The 18,510-nt window shown below is 47.0% G+C and carries 17 protein-coding genes; 2 read left to right on the forward strand and 15 right to left on the reverse strand.

All coding sequences use genetic code 11. The features are described 5' to 3' along the window. Window positions 1–76 precede the first annotated feature (76 nt). The 14 genes from CCC70_RS05555 to argC all read right to left on the reverse strand — a co-directional run bounded on the left by CCC70_RS05555 (window position 77) and on the right by argC (window position 15,202). On the reverse strand, window positions 77–1,114 hold the full coding sequence (locus tag CCC70_RS05555; RefSeq protein ID WP_287084420.1) for a nitrogenase component 1: 1,038 nt from the start codon (window positions 1,112–1,114) through the stop codon (window positions 77–79). Continuing rightward, window positions 1,111–2,415 (reverse strand): nitrogenase component 1, encoded by a 1,305-nt coding sequence (locus CCC70_RS05560; RefSeq protein ID WP_110103324.1) that lies wholly within the window; start codon window positions 2,413–2,415, stop codon window positions 1,111–1,113. The genes CCC70_RS05555 and CCC70_RS05560 overlap by 4 nt, the downstream gene beginning before the upstream one ends. Continuing rightward, window positions 2,412–3,185: a nucleotide-binding protein gene (locus CCC70_RS05565; RefSeq protein ID WP_021651581.1), complete on the reverse strand. Its 774-nt coding sequence runs from the start codon at window positions 3,183–3,185 to the stop codon at window positions 2,412–2,414. The genes CCC70_RS05560 and CCC70_RS05565 overlap by 4 nt, the downstream gene beginning before the upstream one ends. Window positions 3,186–3,656: 471 nt before the next feature. Then, window positions 3,657–4,013 (reverse strand): heavy-metal-associated domain-containing protein, encoded by a 357-nt coding sequence (locus CCC70_RS05570; protein ID WP_021651583.1) that lies wholly within the window; start codon window positions 4,011–4,013, stop codon window positions 3,657–3,659. 18 nt (window positions 4,014–4,031) lie between these two features. Next, on the reverse strand, window positions 4,032–4,229 hold the full coding sequence (locus CCC70_RS05575) for a FeoB-associated Cys-rich membrane protein (protein WP_092070282.1): 198 nt from the start codon (window positions 4,227–4,229) through the stop codon (window positions 4,032–4,034). Window positions 4,230–4,451: 222 nt separating this feature from the next. Continuing rightward, on the reverse strand, window positions 4,452–6,635 hold the full coding sequence (feoB, locus tag CCC70_RS05580) for a ferrous iron transport protein B (RefSeq protein ID WP_287084422.1): 2,184 nt from the start codon (window positions 6,633–6,635) through the stop codon (window positions 4,452–4,454). 58 nt (window positions 6,636–6,693) lie between these two features. Then, the gene (locus tag CCC70_RS05585) at window positions 6,694–6,912 is read right to left on the reverse strand and encodes a FeoA family protein (RefSeq protein WP_015525998.1); all 219 of its coding nucleotides are present in this window, start codon (window positions 6,910–6,912) and stop codon (window positions 6,694–6,696) included. A gap of 103 nt (window positions 6,913–7,015) precedes the next feature. After that, complete coding sequence (locus CCC70_RS05590) at window positions 7,016–7,228, reverse strand: FeoA family protein (protein ID WP_015525999.1); 213 nt, start codon at window positions 7,226–7,228, stop codon at window positions 7,016–7,018. Between the two features lie 301 nt (window positions 7,229–7,529). After that, the gene (locus CCC70_RS05595; protein WP_022426396.1) at window positions 7,530–8,534 is read right to left on the reverse strand and encodes a cytidylate kinase-like family protein; all 1,005 of its coding nucleotides are present in this window, start codon (window positions 8,532–8,534) and stop codon (window positions 7,530–7,532) included. A 15-nt stretch (window positions 8,535–8,549) separates the two neighbouring features. Next, window positions 8,550–9,989: a sodium:proton antiporter gene (locus CCC70_RS05600; RefSeq protein WP_118752792.1), complete on the reverse strand. Its 1,440-nt coding sequence runs from the start codon at window positions 9,987–9,989 to the stop codon at window positions 8,550–8,552. 300 nt (window positions 9,990–10,289) lie between these two features. After that, window positions 10,290–11,480: an aspartate aminotransferase family protein gene (locus CCC70_RS05605; protein ID WP_022426394.1), complete on the reverse strand. Its 1,191-nt coding sequence runs from the start codon at window positions 11,478–11,480 to the stop codon at window positions 10,290–10,292. Continuing rightward, entirely contained in the window at window positions 11,467–12,363 is an 897-nt protein-coding gene (gene argB, locus CCC70_RS05610) for an acetylglutamate kinase (RefSeq protein WP_022426393.1), read from the reverse strand. Before argB ends, CCC70_RS05605 begins: the two co-directional genes overlap by 14 nt. Before the next feature lie 473 nt (window positions 12,364–12,836). Then, window positions 12,837–14,060, reverse strand: coding sequence for a bifunctional glutamate N-acetyltransferase/amino-acid acetyltransferase ArgJ (gene argJ, locus CCC70_RS05615; RefSeq protein WP_022426392.1), 1,224 nt, complete (start codon window positions 14,058–14,060; stop codon window positions 12,837–12,839). 101 nt (window positions 14,061–14,161) lie between these two features. Next, window positions 14,162–15,202, reverse strand: coding sequence for an N-acetyl-gamma-glutamyl-phosphate reductase (gene argC / locus CCC70_RS05620; protein WP_015526006.1), 1,041 nt, complete (start codon window positions 15,200–15,202; stop codon window positions 14,162–14,164). A gap of 528 nt (window positions 15,203–15,730) precedes the next feature. On the opposite strand from argC, the gene CCC70_RS05625 reads away from it, so the two are divergent. Both CCC70_RS05625 and CCC70_RS05630 read left to right on the forward strand, forming a co-directional pair. Continuing rightward, window positions 15,731–16,963, forward strand: coding sequence for an argininosuccinate synthase (locus tag CCC70_RS05625; protein ID WP_015526007.1), 1,233 nt, complete (start codon window positions 15,731–15,733; stop codon window positions 16,961–16,963). A gap of 156 nt (window positions 16,964–17,119) precedes the next feature. Continuing rightward, a complete protein-coding gene (locus tag CCC70_RS05630; RefSeq protein ID WP_442859722.1) occupies window positions 17,120–18,052 on the forward strand; it encodes a DMT family transporter in 933 nt (310 codons plus the stop codon). A 58-nt stretch (window positions 18,053–18,110) separates the two neighbouring features. On the opposite strand, the gene CCC70_RS05635 is transcribed toward CCC70_RS05630, so the two are convergent. After that, window positions 18,111–18,500 carry a metal-dependent transcriptional regulator gene (locus CCC70_RS05635; protein ID WP_118752794.1) on the reverse strand — a complete coding sequence of 130 codons (390 nt, stop codon included), beginning with the start codon at window positions 18,498–18,500 and terminating at the stop codon, window positions 18,111–18,113. Between the last annotated feature and the right edge of the window lie 10 nt (window positions 18,501–18,510).

The raw sequence follows: 18,510 nt of genomic DNA on the forward strand, positions 1-18,510 counted from the left end.
GTTTCTCCATTCCCTGCAGCTTTTTCCACTGATCCGGCTGCAGCATGCATGTAACTTTATGTCCTTCCCTTATGGTCTACCTGCATTTTCCGGATACTGCAAAATGCACTGTATCCACAAACACTCCTGAAAAAGCCTTTGTCATCCGCTTCATACATGGATCTGCAAAGATCACGCCATATCCGCCCTTCTCTGCCAGTTCCATGTGATCTTCCTCATCCCTTAATGACACATCGCCCTCCTCCAGGAGATCTTTTTCCATGGAAAACCAGCTTGCCACGGTGATCTCTCCGTCCGCACCACGTTTCCGTAGCTCCTCTCTTATGGAACCGGCCATCACCTGCTGCTGCACGATGAGAATCTTTTTTCCTGTATAATCCATATCAGGAACCAGCTCTTCCGCCAGAGGATATCCCACCTCATAAGGTGTTCCGAAGGTTTTCTCCAGATATCTGGCACATTCCAGTGCCGCAGGAGAAACCACGATATTTTTTTCCGCAGAGGAGGCTTTTTTTACCTCATCAAGCCCGTCTCCCATTCCGTAGCAGACTGCTCTCTGTCCTCTGGCACGGAATTTTTCACGGATCTTGTCTGCTGCTTTCAGGTCACTGACATCCTGAGGTGTCATTCCGAGAACTCCTGTCTTACCAGCCTCCACAGGCAGCTTTTCCCGGGCAAAGGCTTTAAAAAGCTCCAGATAAGCCTTCCGCTCTCCCGCATCATAAAGCTCCATTCCGTTGGTATTTACTGCAAGCACCGGAAGATCTGTTTTCTTCTCGCACATCCGCCGCAGTGCCTGATGATCCGTTCCGATCACAGCAGGTACCGGTGTTCCGATAATGGCTGCAAAGCCTGCCTCCACCTTTTCTGCTGCATCCACAAGCTTGGCAACCAGGCGGTCATCCCGTCCCAGGATGGCATCCATATCCCGAAGTCCTGCGCTGAATACCGCACTTTTCTGTTCAAACCATCTTGGTTCATCAAAGCCGCAGACATTTCCCGCACATCCTCCTGCATCACAGATCACGATGATCCCACCAAGCTCATACAGCACTGACACGGCTCCGGACTGATCCGGTGCAAAGGGTGTCAGATATTTCCGAAGTCCTCTCATACCTTTTCTCCCTTCTGCAAAACTTTCTCTGTCAGTGTTTCAAACAGCCTGCGTACCCCCGCATAGCCATAGGGCTGCCGGTCCTGATTCCACACGGCATTTGGCTGATCCCGGTGATAATATCCTGCATCCTTTCCTATGGTAAGGTTCACTTCGCTCCCGGACGGATCGTAATACAGCATGGTGGGTTCCATATTGGAAAAAACCTTTGTATCCGGACTCAATTCCGCAAGATGCCGTATGTATACAAAATTCTCGGCTGTGATAGTTCCGTAGATCTCCGGCACCCGGAAACCATACCGCACCAGGGCCAGGGCCAGCTCAAAGGGATCTCCGTTCATGCACTCCCCTACAGCAAAAGACGCATCCGGACAGACCTCCCGGAATCGCTCCACTGCCTCTTCTGCTGCTTTTTTATACACTTCCTGATCAAAAGAGACTCCAAGAACCTGTCCCAAGGCACGATACTGATTTTCGATCTTATCTGTCTGGTAGAGCCTCCGAAGCTCAATAAAAGGAATCTTCAGCCGGTCATGAAAATCCTCCGCTGCAAACCTTGCTTCCGGATGAAGCACCAGATTAAAATTGGCCTGTGACATGGTCTGATATTCTTCATAATCCTTACATCTTGAGATCTCATGGATGGTCTTTACGCCTGCCTGCTGCAGCAGCTCATACATCTCGCAGTCATCAACCAGCGGCGAAAAAAATCCCAGAAGATTGACCACATTTCCCTTTTTCTTCTGTGGCTCAAGGAGGGAGTATAAGGACTGGCGCACATGGACCATAGGCGGCTTTCTGCCCTCACGTGTCAGTGCGTACATGTAACAGGGACGCACCGGAATATCCACCTTTTCCTCTGCCTTCCGGCAGACACGTTCCATATCCGTTCCCAGAAGTGCATCCACACAGGTGATACAGATCATCACCACAGACGGCTTCTTCTCACAGCAGTCGCAGATCTCTTTTACCGCTTTCGGGATCTTTTTCAGGTGACGGCCTGTAACAATATCCGTCTCGTCCATCATCAGATAAAAAAATCGATCATTGTACTCCGGCATGGAGCTGATAAGAGAAGTATTTCTTCCGCAGCATCCCGGTGCCACGATCAGCATAATGGAATCCGGCACTGCAAGCCCGGCCCGCTTTACGCCAAAGCCCTCCGCTCCCGGAGAGTTAAATGCCAGAGTTGCAGGAGAGCTGTAGATCAGATGCTTCCCGGAGATCATCTGCGGAGGGATCGCTTCCAGCCCACCCCGGGCCAGTTCTTCTGCAGTTGCAAAATATGCTTCCTTTTTCATATATCCTCCTTCTCCGTTTCTTCACTTTCCAGTAGCTTCCTCGCCAGTGCAAAAAATTTCTCACTGATCTCAGAATTCTCGTCTCCCTCGATCACTGTTTTGCCCTGATCCTCCCATCGGATGATCTCGTCACTTCTCGGGATCTCACCCACGATCGGGATATTGTTTTTTTCTGCAAAAGCATTTACTTTTTCCGTTTCATTCTCCACATTCCTGTGATTCAGCACGATCCCAAAGATCCTCGCATAGCTTCGATCCTCAAAATTCCGCACAGCGCTGGAAATATTATTGGCTGCATAGAGCGCCATTTTCTCTCCGGATGTAACAATGAGTACTTTTTCCGCATAGCCCTCTCGGATCGGTGCCGCAAAACCGCCGCATACCACATCCCCAAGAACATCGTAAAGCACTACATCCGGCTTCCAGGTCTCAAAAAGCTTCAGATCCTCCAGAAGCTGAAAGGTTGCGATGATACCTCTGCCTGCACAGCCAAGTCCCGGCGTGGGGCCGCCGGTCTCAATGCAGAGGACTCCACCAAAGCCCTCCTTTGAAATATCCTCCAGCTTTTCCGGCTCCTCATCCTCTTCCCGCATATAATTCATTACCGGCCGTAGAGGTTCTCCCCCAAGAAGATTGATGGTGGAATCCGCCTTGGGATCACAACCGATCTGGATCACTCTCTTCCCCATGGCTGCAAAAGCCGCCGCCAGGTTGGACGTCACTGTAGACTTTCCGATACCGCCCTTTCCGTATACTGCTACCTTCAGCATAAAATCCTCCCTAATTCATTCTGTCCGCTCCCGCAGGTATTTTTCATAAAAAAAGCTCTTTCACGCACAAGGTGAAAGAGTCCCGTATTCCGCTCACAAAACATAGTCAGGCGGATATTCGCGATCCGCATTTGCTGCTTGTTCATAACCGAATAACTGGCTTCGCAGTTGATTCGGTTAAGCTGTGCCGGATGAACAACGATTCCTGCTCGGATATTCCTTGCCGTCAAAGTCTGTTTCCTGCTGTATTTTGTTTTAATGCCTCATCCGGATAGAAAGAAAATCTTTCATTCCGTCTGAATTTTTCTGTTTTTATTATACAATGGTGTACATTAGTGAGTCAATTGCAACTCTGACTTTTTATACAAAAAAAGACCCCCAGGCGAAATATTTTTAAGCATTTCGCCGAGAAGTCTCTTCTCTGATCTGCCGGCTCAGAAGCCGCGGCAAAGTTATTCTTATGATAAAGCTTTACTGGATAGAAACTACGTGATATCCTCTGTCTTCCACTACCTTCTTAAGCTCTTCGTTGGAGATCTCTCTGTCATAGGAAACCACTGCCTCACCTTTTTTCAGGCTTACTTTTGCTGCCGCACCGTCAATGCGGTTGATCGCTCTTGTGACGCTGGCCACACAGTTCTCACAGTGCATGCCTGTGATCTTCATGGTTTTCTCACCCAGCTTGGTTCCATCCAGCTTCTTCTTCGGAATCTCCGGCTTGCTGCCGCCTCCGCAGCAGGCGCCTTCGCCCTTCAGATGTTTATATGCGCCTTTTCCGGCAAACAGCATAATGATGATAACAACGATGACAACAATTGCATTTGCCATGATTTCTTTCCCTCCTGGTTACTTATGCATTCCACTGCAGCCGGAGCAGCCGGAACAATGACCGGAGCAGCTGCCGCCACAGCCTCCTGTACGTGTGTTACCGGCACAGCCGACACAGCTGAGCCCCTGTTTCTTTCTTGAATAGAGATAACTGATCACAAATACGCCATATGCGATCACCAGTGCCAGTACAATAATATCCGCTATCATACTCATATCTGTCACCCTTTCTTTCGCTGTACAGCCTATGAACTGCTGCCAGCCTCTGATGAATACTTTTGTAAAAAAACTTCCATATTTCTTCAGGCTTATTATAGCACAGAAGACCAGGTATTTACATCCCCGGTCTCCTGCATTTCTTATCATTTCAGCTGTTCTTACAGCATCATTTCAAAGCTATCATATGTACCGGATCGTTACTGTATGACCGGTTTTCAATTACTCTGCTGCCTGTACAGATCTCTTTGTAACATCGTTCTGGTTCTTGTACGGATCTGGTCTGAACAGAAGGAAGAGCAGGATCGCTGCAAGGATCAGCGCTACGATCGTTCCAATTCCGAAGGAACCGGCACCTGTGACAACAAGACCGATCTGATATACACAAAGTGTTACAACATAAGCAAAAATGTTCTGGAAGAGAATTGCAAACCAGAACCATTTTCTGGACTGCATCTCATGTGCCATTGTAGAAATAGCTGCAAGGCACGGAGAGTCAAGCAGGTTGAACAGCAGGAAAGAAAATGCTGCTACTGCTGTCGGGAACCATGCTTTGATCGCTGCACCAACAATCATGGTATCCTCTGCATCATCTCCAGCTACGTTTGCAAGAACACCCATTGTACTTACGATGGACTCTTTTGCGGAGAATCCGGAGATGGAGGCTGCAACCGGCTGCCATTTACCAAATCCAAGAGGGGCAAAGATCGGAGCAAGGATACCGCCAAGGATAGCCATGATACTGTCGTTGCTGTCCTCAACAAATCCGATTCCGCTTCCTGTATTTCCGATGCTAGAAAGGATCCACATGATAACGGTTGCAAGGAAAAGAATGGTACCGGCTTTGATGATGAAGCCTTTCAGTCTCTCCCAAACATGAAGCAGAACTGTCTTTACAGACGGAATGTGATACTGTGGAAGCTCCATTACGAACGGAGCAGGTTTACCGGAGAAAGGTTTTGTTTTCTTCAGGATGATCGCAGATACAAGAACTGCTACAACACCGATAAAGTACATCAGTGGTGTGATGAAACCAGCAGCTACGTAGTCACCGGTTACATAAGCTGTCATGATACCACCCATAAGAGCGATAACAGGAAGCTTGGCACCACATGGAATAAATGTTGCTGTCATGATCGTCAGACGACGGTCATTATCTGCCTCGATCGTTTTGGAAGCCATGATTCCAGGGATTCCACAGCCGGAGGAGATAAGAAGCGGGATAAAGCTCTTTCCGGAAAGTCCGAAATGACGGAATACACGGTCCATGACGAATGCGATACGAACCATGTAACCGCAATCCTCAAGGATGGAAAGGAACAGGAACAGGATTGCCATCTGCGGAACGAATCCAAGCACTGCACCAAGACCACCGATGATACCATCTGATACAAGGCTTACCAGCCAGTCCGCAACGCCGGCATTGCCGAGTCCATCCGATACAACACCCTGGATGGTTCCCACAAAGCTGTCGTTTGTCCAGTCTGTTACCATGGTACCAACTGTTGTTACCGATACATAATAAACGACGAACATGGTAAGGATAAAGATCGGAAGACCGAGAACACGGTTTGTTACGATACGGTCGATCTTATCGGAAACTGTCATCTTATTTCCGCTTCTCTTAACGTTTGCAGAAACAACCTTCTGGATGTACTGATATCTTCCATCCGTTACGATACTCTCTGTATCATCATCCTCTGCCTTCTCAAGGCCAGAAGCAATCTCCTCGATCCTGGACTGTGCAGAAGCCGGAAGGTTCAGACCTTCTTTTACCTTGCTGTCTCTCTCAAGAAGCTTTACTGCATACCATCTCTTGTTCTCCTCAGCGATGTTTGCAGGAACAAATCCCTCGATCTCATTTACAGCTTTTTCTACTGCTTTCGGAAATTCCATCTGCTTAGATGGTACTCTGTGCTGGTTCGCACATTTGATTGCCTCATCAACAACCTCTTTAAGGCCTGTTCCTTTAAGAGCAGAGGTCTCAACGATCGGGCATCCAAGCGCGGAGCTTAAGCCTTTTACATTGATATGGATGTTGTTCTTTTTCAGAAGATCCACCATATTAAGAGCGATAACAACCGGGATACCGATCTCAAGAAGCTGGGTTGCAAGATACAGGTTTCTCTCGATGTTTGTTGCATCCACAAGATCGATGATCACATCCGGTTTCTCTTTCAGAAGGTAATCACGGCTGACAACCTCCTCAAGTGTATACGGGGAAAGTGAATAGATACCCGGAAGGTCTGTTACCGTTACATCCTTCTGGTTTTTCAGCTTACCCTCTTTTTTCTCTACAGTAACACCTGGCCAGTTACCAACGTACTGGTTTGCGCCTGTAAGAGCATTGAACATTGTAGTCTTACCACAGTTCGGGTTTCCGGCAAGAGCTATTGTTACAGACATTTTGCATCCTCCTTTTTTCAGGTCAGAGCCTGACGCTCTGTCATTTTTCGAAGCTTATTTACTTTACTTCCACACATGCTGCGTCATGCTTACGCAGGGAAAGCTCATAACCTCTGATGGTGATCTCAACCGGATCTCCAAGAGGAGCTACCTTTCGGATATAAACCTCGCTGCCTTTTGTGATTCCCATATCCATGATACGACGCTTGTAAGCCGGGTCGCCGGTGATCTTGGAAACAACTACTGTAGAACCTACTGCTGCATCACGTAAAGTCATTTCTCTTTTCCTCCCTGTTCATATTCCAATTCCTAATCTATCCTCAACTGCGCCTTCCGCAGTTTGGGGCAAATTCACTACCGGTCACTGCCTCGCAGTCCGGTCACACCATAATGTGTCTGGCCATTTCCTTATTGACTGCTACTCTGGAATCCTTGACATTTACGATCAGATTGCCGTCAAACTGAGAAATAACTGTCACTTCCGCATTCTCAACAAAACCAAGGCCTGCAAGAAATCTTCTTGTATCCTCCGCTCCGGAAATACGCTTGATCGTGCCAGTATCACCTGACTGTAAAAATAAAATCGGCTGCATGGAATCCCTCCGTTTCTTTCTATTAATTAACTCAGTCTAATTAGTCAGCCCTAACTCATAGGTTAGTTTATACTAAGTTTTTTCGTATGTCAATCCCCTAAATGAAAAAAGTTAATCAAGATTAAGTTTTTATAAACAAAATATAAAAAAAGTTCCTGCATTCTGAGGTATTTCTGTCTGGCAGAAGGTTACCTCAGAATGCAGGAACTCTGTTCTGATTCTTTTTCTGTTTGCAGCCTGTTAAGCTAAAAACCCCTTCCGGAACTTTTTCTTTCTTCCGTGCTGCTCATATTTTTATCTCTTAGTGGATCTGATCATTCAAAAGCTTCAGGATCAGATTCTCCGTTTCATTGATTCCGTAGCTTGCACTGTTGATACAAAGATCGTAGTTATCCGGCTTGCCCCACTGAGCTCCGCCGTAAAAATTGTAATACCGTCTGTGCTGGCTGTCCATCTTCTTCAGGAAACGGACTGCCTGCTTCATATTCATCTTCCTTACATCCATAACATGCTGCACACGGATAGCAAAAGGAGCTGTGATAAACAGACTGATATGCGGAATGTGATTGTTCTTGAGGATCGCATCCGCACACCTTCCCATAATGATGCAGTCCTCTTTTGAGGCCAGATCGCAGATCAGGTCACTCATGTTAAAGAATACCGCATCCTGTTTCGGAAGACCATGGTAACGGTTGAATTCCCGGAACCAGCCCTTGGGATCAAATTTATGCTTCTTCTCATATTTATTGAAATCCGCAAAATATTCCGCATCGTTGACCGCGCCCTTTTCCGCCTCAAGACGCCTTAATACCTGATCAAAGATCTCCACATCATAATAGTTGATCCGAAGCTTGTCTGCCAGTCCGAAACCGATATCATTACCGGCACTTCCCTGTGTACGACTGATGCAGATGACCAGATGGTCATTCTCAGAGATTTTTTCCCTCCGCTTGATCATATGATTCAGTGCCACACGTTCCTTATCCATGATATCCGTAGCAACAAAAGTCTCTGGCAGCGTCAGGATCTCCTGAAAGATCTCATCATATTTCTTCATGAGACGGCTTTTTTCTTCTTTATCCTTGATGGTCCTGGCCATGTTGCTGATCAGTGCCATCTCGCTTCGAAGAAGATGTCCGTCCGGTTTGGTATACATCAGAGCACTTAAGTTCCGGATAGTGCCTTCTCTGTCACCGGTGAAGGTACGTCCAAGGGAAGATCCTACGCTTTCATAAACCTCGCCATCCAGTTCATAAAGTCTGGTGGCAAGCTCTCTGCATTTCTCTCGAATGTTATTATCCTGCATATTGATCCTCCTCCCTTATAAAAAGAATACCAGCATATCGATGATGAACACCGGTACCAGGAAACAAATGGACCATGCCATATATCCGAAGAAGGACGGCATGTTGATACCATTTTCGTCAGAAAGTGTCTTGACCATAAAGTTCGGAGCATTGCCGATATATGTATTGGCGCCCATAAATACAGCACCGCAGGAAATCGCAGAAAGAAGCTTTACGGGAACCGTTCCCAGCGTTGTTGCGATTCCGTTTGTAAATCCGAGAGTTCCCGCTGTTGTCAGAAATACCAGATAGGTCGGTGTATTATCCAGGAAGCTGGACAAAGCTCCGGTCGCCCAGAACATCTGGTACGGCTCGGTGATACCGAGATTCGGTCCTACTGCTTTCAGAAGCATCAGGGCCGGCTGCATGGTGATAAAAATACCGATGAAAAGTACTGCAACCTCCTTGATCGCACCCCAGGTAAAATGGTTCCGCACACGGATCCTTTTATCCGTTGTTTTAAAGGACAGAAATGCAGCTGCCAGGATCAGGACGATCTCAATGATCGACGGGAAGCTTAAAGTAACCTCACCGAAAATATGAATCCCCTTTACATTTCCGGCTGCATCCTGGAATACAGGCATACCTGGAAGCATTCCGCTTAAGATAACACCCACAACGATCATCACAAGGAAGATGATATTATGAAGACCCTCGATCTTAAACTCGGTACCCGGTTTGCTGATATCCGGTTTACGTCCCTCTGCGATATCCTTCTTGTAAGAGCGCATATCCAGATGATAGAACACAAACAGAAGAATCACCATATTAAAGATCAGTACCGGAAAAAGATGCAGGCTCCAGAAGAACGGAACTCCTCGCATGAAGCCCATCAGAAGCGGCGGATCACCGATCGGTGTCAGGCAGCCACCCATGTTGGATACCATAAAGATGAAAAAGATCATGATATGACCCTTTCTCTTTCTCCAGGAATTCATTTTGATCACCGGACGGACCATCAGCATGCTGGCTCCGGTAGTTCCGATACAGCTGGAAAGCAGGGTTCCCAGTGCAAGAAGTCCTACATTTACTCTTGGCGAACCCGCAAAATCACCCTCAACTGTAATGTTACCGGATACACAGAACAGTCCGAATAACAGGATGATAAATGTAAGATAGTCATTGATCACGCACTCAAGTACTGTTTCCGCAGTTTTTCCGGCACCGTAAACAACTGCAAACGGAATGATCATAAGAACGATCCAGAATGCAACCACAACGGGCTGATGTGACTCCCACCACTCACCCTTTACCAGCGGCATCACTGCAACACACAGAAGAAGGCCCGCAAAAGGGATACAAAGCCACACCGGCACACCAGATCCTGTCCCACCGTTTCCGGCTGCCCATACACCCACAGGACATGCCAGAAATACTGTCAGAAAAGTACACATGACGGTTAATAATTTTTTCAAAATTCTCACCCCTCACATAAATTTTTTTACCAGTGAAATTATAACATATGGCGTTCTAAAATCAACTGTGTAGATGTGCAATTTATACTCGAACCCTCTCTCTTTTTTGTGCATTTTGTCGGTGTATCATAGCAGTTTTTGTTTGTTTTCAAACACACGACCAGATTTTCGGATACTGTTTTCTATATCTGTTATATAATTTATATACATTTTCTCTCTGACAAAAAAGCAGCCGTATTCTCCATCGGCACACTACCCTTTCCGGAAAATACTGCTGCTTTTGTATCTGTTATTTTTTTATTATTCCATACACTCGTCAAGGATCTCTGCCATCTTGTCGATATCCTCTTTTGTGATCACAAGAGGAGGAACAAGGCGGAGAACATCACTTCCTGCTGAGATCACCAGAAGGCCCTTTGCAAGAGCTTTTTTCACCACGTCTCCTACCGGACGCCCCTTGATCACGATACCCTGCATGAAACCTTTGCCTCTTCTTGTTTCTGCACAGTCATGCTTTGCAACCAGTTCGTCCAGCTTCTCCTCAAAATACGGAGTAAGTCCCTGCACATGGGAAAGGATCTGATCTTTTTCAAAAATGTCAAATACCTTGCTGACTGCTGCACATACGAAGGGATTTCCACCGTAAGTGGTTCCGTGGTCGCCTGGCTTCAGGGAAGCTGCAGCTGCTTTTTTGTTCAGCACAAAAGCACCTACCGGAACTCCACAGCCAAGTGCTTTGGCACAGGTCATGATATCCGGCTGTACTCCATATGCCTGCCATGCAAAATAATGTCCGGTACGTCCCATACCGCACTGGATCTCGTCCAGGATCAGGATGATATCCTTCTCATCACAAAGCTTACGTAAGCCTTCCAGGAACTCTTTTGTAGCCGGATAAATACCTCCTTCTCCCTGTACGGTCTCGGTGATGATGGCACAGGTCTTATCTGTGATCTGAGCCTTTACACTCTCAAGATCATTGAAATCTGCAAATTTCACCCCACCCATCAGAGGCTCAAAGGGTTCTCTGTAATGTGCATTGCCTGTCACGGAAAGAGCGCCGATGCTGCGGCCGTGGAAGGAATGGTTCATGGCAATGATCTCATGGTCTGCATGGCCATCTCTTTCGTAGGCATATTTCTTGGCAGCCTTCAGAGCACCCTCAATGGCCTCTGTACCACTGTTTGTGAAGAAGGCCTTTTCCATATGGCTTGCCTGTACAAGTTTGGCACCCGCCTCAATGATCGGCTCATTGTAGTACAGGTTGGAAATATGCATCAGCTTGTCGATCTGGGATTTCAGTGCTTCGTCATAGCCCGGATAATGATAGCCCAGGGCATTTACTGCGATACCTGCCGCAAAATCCAGATATTCCTTTCCTTCGGAATCATAGAGGTAACAACCCTCGCCTTTTTCAAAAACTACCGGAAAACGGTTATATGTATGAAGAATACTGGCTTCAGATTCTTCCATCTGTTCATTCATGCTCATTGTAATATTTCTCCCCATCATCTTTTAAAATTGCAGTACCAATACCTTTGTTTGTAAAGATCTCAAGCAGTAAGCTGTGCGGGATCCTTCCATCCAGGATATGAACTCTGTTTACACCATGCTCGATAGCATCGATACAGTTTTTCAGCTTCGGGATCATACCGCCGCCCACAGTACCATCTGAGATCAGATTCTCAGCCTCATCTACACGAAGCTCGGAGATCAGAGTGGAGGGATCATCTGCATCCCTGTAAACGCCCTCAATGTCGGACAAGAAGGCAAGCTTCTCTGCCTCAACTGCCTCTGCAATGGCACAGGCTGCATCATCCGCATTGATATTGTAGGAATCAAAATTTTCGTCAAAGCCGATCGGGAATACGATTGGAAGGAAATCTCTTTCCAGAAGGTCATGAAGGATCTTCGGATTAACCTTTGTAACTTCACCTACGTAGCCGATGTCTTCGCCTTTGGAAAGCTTCTTTTTGCACTGGAGAAGACCGCCGTCCTTACCGCTGACACCTACAGCCTGTACGCCGAGAGATTCTACCAGAGTAACAAGCTCCTTGTTTACTTTTGCAAGAACCATCTCTGCGATCTCCATAGTGTCTTTGTCCGTTACACGGAGACCGTTTACAAAATGCGGCTCCATGCCGACTTTACCGACCCAGCGGCTGATTTCCTTGCCACCGCCGTGAACAATGATCGGTTTGAAACCGACTAATTTCAGAAGGACTGCGTCCTTGATGACGTTACGCTTTAATTCTTCATCAAGCATGGCGCTTCCGCCGTATTTGATGACTACGATCTTGCGGTTGAACCGCTGGATGTATGGCAGGGCTTCTATGAGAACCTCTGCTTTGTCAAGATATTTCTGATTTACCATGTGGATGTCTCCTTTTTTTGAAAAATGATATGGATTGAAAAAGGTTTTGTTGTTGTATGTTGGAGGGATTTCTTTTTTATTATAATTTTGTCTCAGCTGACAGCTGTGGGATTTGCGAGGAGGGGAGGCACTCGGAGTTCCGAAGGCCGTTTCCCCTCCTCGCGCTCCTCCCCTCCGGCCACGGGGAACGGGCTGTTGCCCGCGTTGCGGGCAAAGCGCCTGCTGCGGACAGGCTGTCGCAGACAGCCGCTTCCGACGCGCTTTCGCCGAAGGCGAACAGCTCGTCAGTCTGTCTTCGTCGACTGAAGTTCTACATGCCACAGCCAAGCGTGCCCAACGGAGGGGGTTCTTAGGGGGAGCGTGCGGGCTTCGCAACTTTGAGCTCGCTCCCCCTAAGGGTTTTCTCAGCTTACAAACTGAAACAAAACTACAACTAAACTCCACCATAAAAACCATTCTACAGAGTTCTTACATCAAGAACGATAATCCGCATTGATCTTTATGTAATCATAGGTGAGGTCGCATCCCCATGCAGTTGCGGATGCATCTCCCATCTTCATATCCGCGATGGCTGTCACTGCCTCTTCGGAGAGGATCTTAGTTGCTTCCTCTTCGCTGTAGCCTGTAGAAACTCCATTTTCAATGATCTTGATCTTTCCTGCTTTGCTCTCAAAGTAGAGATCTACCTTTTCCGGATCGAACTGGACGCCGGAGTAGCCGAGGGCGCAGAGGATTCTTCCCCAGTTTGCATCATGGCCGTAAATGGCTGCCTTTGTTAAGGAAGAGGTTACTACGGATTTACTTAAGGTTACGGCTTCTGCCTTGGTGGCTGCGCCGATGACCTTGACCTCGAAGAGTGCAGTTGCGCCTTCTCCGTCACCTGCGATCTTTTTGGCGAGGGTTGTGTTTACGTAGTTAAGAGCTTTTTTGAACTCTTCATAATCTGCGTTTTTCTCTGTGATCTTCGGATTGCCGGCCTGGCCGTTTGCAAGGAGGAGGACGGTATCGTTTGTGGAGGTATCTCCATCAACGGATACCATGTTGTAGGTGTCCTTGATATCCTCACTAAGTGCTTCCTGAAGAAGCTCCTTGGAGATATCCACATCACTGGTGATAAATCCAAGCATCGTGCACATATTGGGGTGGATCATTCCGGAGCCCTTGCACATACCGCCTACCGTTACGGTTTTTCCACCGATCTCGATTTCTACCGCTGCCTCTTTCTTCTCGGTATCTGTTGTCATGATGGCTTTTGCTGCCTCAAGGCCTGCCTCGCGGCTTCCCGCAAGCTTCGGTGCCATGGCTTTTACTCCGTTTGCGATACGGTCGATGGGAAGCTGCATTCCGATGACACCTGTGGATGCTACCAGTACGCTGTCTTCCGGGATCCCAAGGCTTTCGGATGCTGCCTTGGCTGTTTCCCTGCAATAGCCGAATCCTTCCTCGCCGGTACATGCGTTGGCGATTCCGCTGTTGCAGATCACAGCTCTTGCACCCGGGTGATTATATACAATGTCCTGATCCCATCTTACAGGAGCTGCTTTTACCACATTGGTCGTGAAGGTTCCTGCAGCCACACAGGGAACCTCACTGAATACCATGGCCATATCGGTACGGCCTTTATATTTGATCTCTGCTGCAGTTGACGCTGCCTTAAAACCTTTTGCGGCTGTAACGCCGCCGTCGATGATCTTCATATTATATATCTCCTCTCAATGGTGATGCCAGATCGAATATCACAGTTCATTCGTTTAAAGTCCTTCGGCATCCCCCATATTTTATTTGTGATCTGCCTGTTTTACGGGCACATCGGAATCTGTTTCAGTCCTTCGTTCTCGTCAAATCCAAACATCAGGTTCATGTTCTGAACAGCCTGTCCTGCTGCACCCTTTACCAGGTTGTCAATAGCGCCCATCATGATGACTCTCTTTGTTCTCGGATCGATCTTGAAATTCACGTCCACAAAATTGCTGCCTTCTACATTTCTTGTCTGCGGGCATACATCCTTGTTCAGGACACGTACAAAGAACTCGTCTTTATAATATTTGTCATAGGCTGCTTTTACTTCCTCGTAGGTAACATCCTTGGTCAGGGAGGCATATGCTGTTACCAGGATCCCACGGTTCATCGGAACAAGATGCGGGGTAAAGTTGATCATCACTTCCTGTCCGCATGCATATCCAAGCTGATCCTCGATCTCCGGTGTATGTCTGTGTGTGGCAACACCGTAAGCTTTGATGCTCTCGTTTACCTCACAGTAGAGATTCGGAACCTTGGCTCCTCTTCCTGCTCCGGAGGTTCCGGACTTGGCATCAATGATAATGGTATTCGGATCAATGAGGCCTTCCTTTAATAGCGGATAAATAGACAGTGTGGAGCATGTCGGATAGCATCCCGGGTTGGCGATCAGCCTTGCATTCTTAATATCCTCACGGTTGATCTCGCAGAGGCCATAAACAGCTTCCTCGATAAACTGCGGAGCCTTATGCTCGATCCCGTACCACTTCTCATATTTTTTCACATCTTTAATACGGAAATCTGCGCTTAAGTCGATCACCTTACATTTGGAAAGGATTTCTTCATTAATAAGGGATGCACAAAGGCCCTGTGGTGTTGCGGTAAAGATCACATCCACCTCATCTGCAAGTGCAGCCATGTTGTCATCCATACATTTGGCATCCACCAGCCTGAAAAAATTCTGATAAATATCTGCATACTGCTGATCTATGTAGCTTCGGGAGCCGAACCATTTGATCTCAACGTCCTTGTGTCCAAGAAGAAGTCTTACGATCTCATTTCCTGCGTATCCTGTCGCACCGATAATTCCTGCTTTAATCATCTTTCACATTCCTCCTCTGCCGTTTTCCTACGGCTTAATACACCCTGCAGAAGCGCTTGTTATTCTTTATTTATGTTTCTTTTTTATGTCTTCTGATATCTGAACCTTCTGCACAGGTCAGACGGACATCTTAAACCTGTCTGTACTGCCAGCTCATATGTCCATCTTATCAATGGATAGATTATACATCTTCTCTGCATATTATGCAATAGTCATTTTCTTTGATTTTTCACGGTCTTTTCTGTTTTTCCTGTATTTTCTTATAATATCGCCTACTTTTCGATGCATTTTTATGCAAAATTTTTTTCATATTTTTCAAATTATCTCTTGCATATTTATAAAATCTGGTGTATATTAAGCCATGTCGACAGGACAGCCGAAAATTTTGTTTTGTTGTACATGAATATTTATTCACTCTGGTAAAGTTATAAAACAGCATAATTTTTTCCAGATAACGCAAAAAAATTCACCGTCCCGGAAATGTCCGGAGCGATACAAAATCAAAAAAATCCCAGGAGGACATATATTATGAAAGAAAAAGTTGTTTTAGCGTATTCCGGTGGTCTTGATACCACAGCCCTGATCCCGTGGCTGAAAGAAACCTTTGATTATGACGTTGTCTGCTGCTGTGTAAACTGCGGACAGGGAAACGAGCTGGACGGTCTTGAAGAGAGAGCAAAAATGTCCGGTGCTTCCAAATTATATATCGAGGATATCGTCGATGAGTTCTGCGATGATTTCATCATGCCGTGTGTAGAGGCTGGTGCTGTATACGAGCATTCCTATCTTCTCGGAACTTCCATGGCTCGTCCGGTCATTGCAAAGAAGCTGGTTGAGATCGCACGTAAAGAGGGTGCCGTTGCTATCTGCCACGGTGCTACCGGTAAAGGAAATGACCAGATCCGTTTCGAACTTGGCATCAAGGCTCTCGCTCCGGACATCAAGATCATTGCTCCATGGCGTATGACAGATCTGTGGACCATGCAGTCCCGTGAAGATGAGATCGAGTTCTGTAAGGCTCATGGCATCACTCTTCCATTTGATGCAAGCCACAGCTACAGCCGTGACAGAAACCTCTGGCACATCAGCCATGAGGGACTTGAGCTTGAGGATCCATCCCAGGCTCCGAACTATGACGACATGCTTGTATTAAGCGTAACACCTGAGAAAGCCCCGGATAAAGAAACTGAGATCACCATGACATTCGAGCAGGGTGTTCCGAAAACACTCAACGGAAAAGCAATGAAGGTTTCCGAGATCATCACAGAGCTGAACAAGCTTGGCGGTGAGAACGGCATCGGTATCGTTGATATTGTTGAGAACCGTGTTGTTGGTATGAAATCCCGTGGCGTTTATGAAACTCCTGGCGGAACGATCCTGATGGCAGCACATGACCAGCTTGAGGAACTGATCCTTGATCGTGAGACAATGGAAGCCAAGAAAAAACTTGGCAGCCAGTTTGCACAGGTTGTTTACGAAGGAAAATGGTACACACCTCTCCGTGAGGCTATCCAGGCATTTGTTGAGTCTACTCAGAAATATGTTACCGGCGAGGTTAAATTCAAGCTTTACAAAGGAAACATCATCAAGAATGGTACAACCTCTCCGTACAGCCTTTACAATGAGTCTCTCGCTTCCTTCACAACCGGTGATATGTATGATCACCATGATGCAGACGGATTCATCACTCTGTTCGGTCTGCCGCTGAAGGTTCGTGCCATGAAGCTTGCAGAAGTTAAGAATAACCAGAATCAGAACTGATCTTGCCGGATATTGCTCCGACAGATCATAAAAATGCCCCGGGAAGCTATATAAGTTCCCCGGGGTCTTTTGTTATATACTGCTTTGATCTTATAACAGATTTGATCACATAATATCTAATAAACGAAAGGTTTTTTTATCATGAACTCACAGAAAATGCCTCTGAAAAATTCTCTCTGCCTGCTTCTGGCCGCAACGATCTGGGGAATCGCCTTCGTTGCCCAGAGTGTAGGCATGGAATATGTTGGCCCCTTCACCTTCAACGGCGTCCGTTCCCTGATCGGTGCCGCTGTCCTAGTTCCGGTGCTCTTTATCCTGAACCGTTCCGGAAATAAATCCTCTGCTGCCACAGACTCCGCAATACCGGAATCCTCATCAACACTTTCAGAAAAAGCTGTATCCGCCACTCCATATAACAGCCGTGACCTGTGGCTGGGCGGCACTGCCTGCGGATCCGCTCTTTTTGCTGCGAGCAGCTTCCAGCAGTTCGGTATCCAGTACACAACTGTAGGAAAAGCCGGCTTCATCACCGCCTGCTACATTGTCATCGTCCCGATCATCGGAATTTTCCTGAAAAAGAAATGCAGCCCCTTTATATGGGCAGCCGTTGCCATGGCACTGGTCGGACTTTATCTTCTCTGCATCACAGACGGATTTTCCATTGGCCTCGGAGACATTCTTGTACTGGTATGTGCTTTTCTCTTTTCCCTGCACATTCTGGTCATTGACTATTTTTCTCCGAAGACAGACGGTGTAAAGCTTTCCTGTATCCAGTTTCTGGTCTGCGGGATCCTGTCCATGATCCCGGCACTTATTCTGGAACATCCGCAGATTTCTTCCATTCTCACTGCATGGCTGCCGATCCTGTATGCCGGCGTGATGTCCTGCGGTGTTGCCTACACCCTGCAGGTCGTAGGCCAGAAAAATGTGAATCCCACAGTTGCTTCTCTGATCCTTTCTCTTGAATCCTGCATCTCCGTGCTTGCAGGCTGGGTGCTCCTGGATCAGAAGCTTACCATAAAAGAGCTCCTTGGATGTGTCATCATGTTTGCAGCCATCATCCTGGCACAGCTGCCGGAAAAAAAATAAGTAAAAAACAGGCAGCCGGTTTGGTATTTTACCTTCCGGCTGCCTGTCTGCATGTTTCTTATTCTGCTGTTTCTTCCTTCTTAACGAAGTTATTATAATGTGCCTTGATCTTCTCAAAGCTCTCCTGGCTGATGTCATGCTCCATCTTGCAGGCATCCTCCATTGCAATCTCTGCCGAAACCCCAAGTCCTTCCAGCATCCTGGCAAGAACAATGTGACGCTCATAAATCTGATTGGCGATCTCCGCCCCCTTCTCCAGAAGTGTCACGGTACCGTAACGGTCCATGGCAATATAACCATCCTCACGAAGAAGCTTCATTGCGTGACTGACGCTTGGCTTGGAAACACCAAGTCTGGTCGCAATATCAATGGAACGAACTCCTCCTCCTTTTTTGGATAAAACCAGAATTGATTCAAGATAATCCTCCGCTGACTGTCTGATCTCCATATAAAATCCT

The organism is Blautia sp. LMAG:89, from assembly GCF_008679485.1.
Taxonomy (GTDB): Bacteria; Bacillota; Clostridia; order Lachnospirales; family Lachnospiraceae; genus Blautia_A; species Blautia_A fusiformis.